Here is a 5,353-nt window from a genome sequence, read left to right on the forward strand (position 1 = left end):
CAATCCTGGGACACGAAGTCTGGGTGACTCAAGCAAAGTTGCTGAGTGTGGTGGAGGGCAAAGCTTGGGCTTTTCTACAGCGAGTTGAAGTTGTACCAGTGCAGTTGGTGGAGAGACGCTGGGTAGCGGTGAATCCTTGGTATGAGTTGAGCGATTCCTCATTAACTTCTTTAGAGACAATGGACGCCGTATTTATGCGGACAGATCCACCAGTCAATGATTCCTACCTGTATGCCACCTATATTCTCGATTACATTGACCAAAATAAAACCCTGTTAATTAACAGTCCGAGAGGCATCCGAGGGGCAAATGAAAAAATGTATGCCCTCCAGTTTACTAAAGCGATTCCAGAAACCATTGTCAGTGCTGATAAGGAGTTTATTCGAGAATTTGTCAAAGCAAAGGGGGCAGCAGTTCTCAAACCACTGGGAAACAAAGCTGGAGAAGGAATTTTATTTTTGCAATCAGGCGATCGCAATTTTAACTCCATTGTCGAACTCAGTACCCTCCAAGGTCGAGTGCCAGTAATGGTACAAACCTATTTACCAGAGGCAAAAGAGGGAGATAAGCGAATCATCCTGCTCAATGGCGAACCGATTGGTGCGCTCAATCGCCTCTCTAGTGGAACTGATTTTCGTAATAATATGGCAACTGGTGGTACAGTCGCTCAAACTGAAATTACCCCAAGAGAGTATGAAATCTGTACCCAATTAGCCGAACGCTTACGTCAAGACGGCTTAATCTTTGTGGGTATTGACATTATCGGTGGCTATCTGACTGAAGTTAACGTCACTAGTCCCACCGGAATTCGCGAGATTGACCGACTAGATGGCACTCTCCTTGGTCATCAGGTAATTCAATCGATTGAACAGACTTCCTTTGGACACTTGCGTGAGTGAGTTCTCTAAGCAACTTGCCTTGAGTAAGTATATTACTTATACCGAATATTAAGTTTAATGGATCGCGATGAGTAGATGTAGCAATGTCCACGACTGGCTATGCTTAGGTATTCCTATTTGGGCAGGTCTTCCTGATTTTTTGTTCCAGAAGCATAGCTGACCATGTGAGCCAGCAGACTCCTGCCCAAGTTCATTCTATAAAGTAGCGTTGACAAGTTTTTTACCAATTGGCAAAATTGGGGATGGCAAAAGATTGCTTACCCCTGCCCTTGGTAAAACCCTGGTGGAAGTAGCAGATTTTATACAGCGTTCAGCCTGACCTGAGAGTGCTCAGTTAATCTAAAATCTCAAATCCAAAATCTTTTAATTCCTTGGTGTACGTCGGTTTTTCAGGAAATCAGGTATATCCAATCCAATTTTTTCTTTTGGTTCTGGAATTGGAGTTGGAGCTGGATTTGGATTTGAATTTGGAGTTGAGGTTGGGGGATTAACTGCGGGTTGTTGTGTTGTTGGTCGCTTCGAGGCATTCGGTGCTACTCGAACGTTAGCCACGCTTTGTTGTACCGCAGCTTGCACTTCACCTGTAAACCCAGTGGCAATTACAGTAATTCTCACCTCACCTTGGAGTCTGTCATCAATTACAGCTCCAAAAATAATATTGGCGTTGGGATCAACTACTTCGTAGATTGCTTCTGCGGCAGCATTCACTTCATGCAAGGTGAGGTCAGTACCACCAGTAATATTAAATACTACCCCTCTTGCGCCTTCAATAGAACATTCTAGTAACGGTGAAGAAATAGCTGCGATCGCAGCTTCTCTAGCTCTAGATTTTCCAGAGCTAACGCCAATTCCCATCAATGCCGATCCCGCATCTGCCATCACAGCCCGAACATCAGCAAAGTCAACGTTTACCAAACCGGGGATCGTGATGATATCAGAAATACCTTGCACCCCTTGACGCAGCACATCATCTGCATAACGAAAAGCTTCTTGTACAGGTGTTTGTTCAGGGATCACTTCCAGCAGTTTGTTGTTGGGGATAATGATCAGTGTATCTACTCTACTTTTTAGTCCTTCAATACCTTGTTCTGCTTGGCTGGTGCGGCGGCGACCCTCAAAGACAAATGGACGTGTAACAACACCAACAGTGAGAGCGCCCATTTCTTTAGCTACTTCGGCCACGATTGGGGCTGCACCTGTCCCAGTACCACCACCCATACCAGCAGTAATAAATACTAAGTCTGCACCCTCCAATGCTGTAGCAATTTCGTCCCGTGATTCCTCAGCTGCCTTTTGACCGATGGCAGGATTACCACCTGCTCCTAAACCCCGCGTTAGCTTTTGTCCAATTTGCAATCGACTGGGAGCGCCTGCCAGAGTTAAAGCTTGAGCATCAGTGTTGATTGACCAAAACTCTACCCCAGAGACATCAGACTCGATCATGCGGTTAACAGCATTGCCACCACCACCACCGACACCAATCACTTTGATGTTGGCCACTCGACCAGGGACAATCTCACCGATTCGGCTATTTTCCGCAGAAATCTTCTTATTATCGTGATTTTGTCCGAAGTTCAGCCCAGAGTTATTAAAGGGATTGGTCGAGTTAACTGCCAGAGAGAACCCCGGCTGTCCCGTAGATTGGGAATTTTTATAGTTAAGTCCTTGGTTATTATCAAGTGTCATTGGATTTGTGAAAGGGTAGATAAACGACTTTTTCAGGTGTTATTCACCTAAGAGTCAACTTTAGTTTGACAGTGCCACAATACTATGGCACTGTTCTTTATTATTTTCACTACTGCCAAGCCTAACAGAATTGGCGGTGCGAAAATTTGCTATGGGATAAGCTTTTAGGGCAGCCGATCGCACAGCCAATTCTAGAGAAGTATACCTATATTTATCAAAAAGTGACCTGTATAACTTCAACCAGACATTAATCTCTTCACTATTCTCAGGGGAGGGCATAACTTGTAAAGACACACTACAGCGTATCTTCTCTGCCTCAATAATAATATTGTTAATAGGTTTCACCATTGGGGATAATTGCAACTTTAGACACAAAATTTACCTTCTACTTACTTATCCTTAAGTTAAACTAAGCAAGAATTTACTTGTCAGACTATACCTGATTAATTTGTTGCTTGGGGGGTCTTAATGGACACTTTGTTGGAGCAATAGTCTATCCTACGAGAACCCTCACTAGTACAGTCAATAAATCAAGATTTCCTAAGAGGTTTCGTCACCTAATAAAAATTACGGTACAGAATAGTCCAAATTTATTGCCCAGCAGCAATGCTTACGCAATTTTGGGTGGCATTTTCTGTTACAGTTCGCAACCTCAGTAAACTGTCTTTGGAATTGTCCTCAATAGACTCAAGCTAGAACACTTTTGGCTCTGCACTTAGATAGCGGTGTAAACCGTTTTCATCTGTGCACTCTGAAAAGCGAGTCTGATCTTAATGAAAAACTCAAGCATTTTTCTCTTTTCCGCACTGGGTTTAGTGAGGAACGTATGGGCAGAAGGTGTTTTGTATGCTCTAGATCATCATTAGATTGTCCCGCATCTTGCACCCTACTATATAGATGTTAGGGTAATAATTGAGGGTCTTTTACTCGCAATGGAGATTATATGATTGATCTTCTCATGTTAATTAGAAGTTAATGCCAATTTTCGTTAGGGTTGCGGGAAAACTGAAAATAATAAATATATTTATCAGCATAAAGCTTCTTAATTTACTAGGAGCTATCAATACATTAAACACCCTAGATATTTTTAGGGATCTTGGGAGTTAATTTTTGATCTTTTTGGTTCATTTGTACTAAGGGAAATTCGGGATTTTTCAGATCAATATACTCTATTTGACCAGAATTGAATTTTGCTGTTAAATGCCGCATTTGGGCGAGTAGCTTGATTTGTTCAGACAACTGGGGGCCTGGAACGCCGAGATGCACATTTCCTAATTCTGTTTTCAAAATTAAATTCGTTGGATTTTGACAATCAACTTCCATTACTTTTACGGGACTTTGGCTGACAGCTTGATGAATTTGAGTCCAATAGAGGCAGTATTGTTTTGGCGAACCAATTACTCTGAGATTTGGTAATTTCCTAGTGGGATTAAGTGATGTGTATTTTTCTAAGGGTATCCAGGCTCCACTGGCATCTAGTAAGCCAATAGTTACTTTTTTGTTGTCACGTGTTTGAGTTACTGCTACTGGTACTCGTTCTTGAATTTCGATAAACAATCCAGGAGGAAAGAGGCGGCGTCTCACGATCGCTTGGGCAATAGTTGGTTGTTTCTTCAGAGAGTTAGCGATCGCTGATGGTTCAATCCGCCACAAAGACTGGGGGTAAGATAACACCAACAGTGATTGAGTTGTTTCATCCGACAGTAATTTATTGCCTGATTTCATCACTATTTGCTTGGGAGCTTTTAGCATCCACACTGGTTGGACTGCCATCCACAGTAATCCACCCGCCAAACCAGTAATAGCAAAGGTTCGCCAAATAGCCTGAATAATTTTCATCTGCCGCTGCCGACGTAATTTTTTACGACGCTGGGCTAGATCCGTGCGGGAAACTGATATTATGCCAGCCATTCAAACCCCTTTTTGATTGCAATCTAAATTCCTTGACGCATTTGTATCATTATTAATTTCAGTAAACACTGTTGGCATCTGTTAGCCGCTCTCCTCAAGACTTTTTTTATTTTTAGTAACACTTTACAGTAACTACACAAAGATTATGGTGCTAGTTACTATTCCCATTAAAGTTTCCGGTGTCCATTTTTAACTGACTGTAGTCTTTTTGACAAGTTATTGTTGAAGATTTTTTTCCTAAAGATTACAAAATATTAATTTAGATGTTTAGGATTTTGTTTTCTTGACAAATAGAATGTGAAATGATAAACAAGTATTCCTGAATCTCTGTATAGCTTGCTATAATTCATACCAGTCCTTCTCGTCAGCTATACAAATTGAGAACCATGCAATCTAGTAACTTTTTTTACTGATTCACCCGGCCCTAAAAGTTTGTGGCAGTTCAAACAAAAGCTAGAGATTGTCAAAATCTCAATATCAGGTGTAAAAAGGACAGATATGCTTAAGGTTATTAGGGTCAATTAAATCTCTACCATACTACTGACAGTAGTTCTGTACCAAGTGCTGTCTCTTGCAAGACACTACCAACTTGCAAGTTAATCGTATGTCTACATTCTGGATAGAGATTACTTGTATAAAAAATACGAATTAAACTGCATCTACAAACACGTCTACATACACCTCTACATACATGAAAACGACATTAAATTTGTCACGTTTTTATAAAGCATGTAACCCAAGCTACACGCTAAATACAAGTAACGTGCTAGATCGTCAGTATTACATAGATTTTGCTGATGTCCGTGGTTGCAAGATCGTCGAAGAATTGCAACGGACTATCATTCGGATTTCTCCTG

4 protein-coding genes and 1 pseudogene are annotated in these 5,353 nt (G+C 41.4%); 2 read left to right on the forward strand and 3 right to left on the reverse strand.

All coding sequences use genetic code 11. From position 1 onward, the window contains the following. The coding region (gene gshB, locus RRG12_RS41220; RefSeq protein ID WP_420763166.1) for a glutathione synthase at positions 1 to 899 on the forward strand (899 nt) is incomplete at its 5' end. 363 nt (positions 900 to 1,262) lie between these two features. On the opposite strand, the gene ftsZ is transcribed toward gshB, so the two are convergent. The 3 genes from ftsZ to RRG12_RS41235 all read right to left on the reverse strand — a co-directional run bounded on the left by ftsZ (position 1,263) and on the right by RRG12_RS41235 (position 4,496). After that, positions 1,263 to 2,585 (reverse strand): cell division protein FtsZ, encoded by a 1,323-nt coding sequence (gene ftsZ / locus RRG12_RS41225; protein WP_069070940.1) that lies wholly within the window; start codon positions 2,583 to 2,585, stop codon positions 1,263 to 1,265. Between the two features lie 60 nt (positions 2,586 to 2,645). Then, entirely contained in the window at positions 2,646 to 2,933 is a 288-nt protein-coding gene (locus RRG12_RS41230) for a hypothetical protein (protein ID WP_256091007.1), read from the reverse strand. Positions 2,934 to 3,662: 729 nt separating this feature from the next. Beyond that, positions 3,663 to 4,496: a cell division protein FtsQ/DivIB gene (locus tag RRG12_RS41235; RefSeq protein WP_069070941.1), complete on the reverse strand. Its 834-nt coding sequence runs from the start codon at positions 4,494 to 4,496 to the stop codon at positions 3,663 to 3,665. 691 nt (positions 4,497 to 5,187) lie between these two features. On the opposite strand from RRG12_RS41235, the pseudogene RRG12_RS41240 reads away from it, so the two are divergent. Further along, positions 5,188 to 5,353: pseudogene (locus RRG12_RS41240) on the forward strand (ATP-binding protein); the annotation flags it as partial.

Source organism: Nostoc sp. CALU 546, from assembly GCF_048836525.1.

What these genes read in the sequence shown, in the direction of transcription:
- ftsZ (WP_069070940.1), bottom strand. Translation starts at nt 2,585, where the DNA reads ATGACACTTGATAATAACCAAGGACTTAACTATAAAAATTCCCAATCT.
- RRG12_RS41230 (WP_256091007.1), bottom strand. Translation starts at nt 2,933, where the DNA reads ATGGTGAAACCTATTAACAATATTATTATTGAGGCAGAGAAGATACGC.
- RRG12_RS41235 (WP_069070941.1), bottom strand. Translation starts at nt 4,496, where the DNA reads ATGGCTGGCATAATATCAGTTTCCCGCACGGATCTAGCCCAGCGTCGT.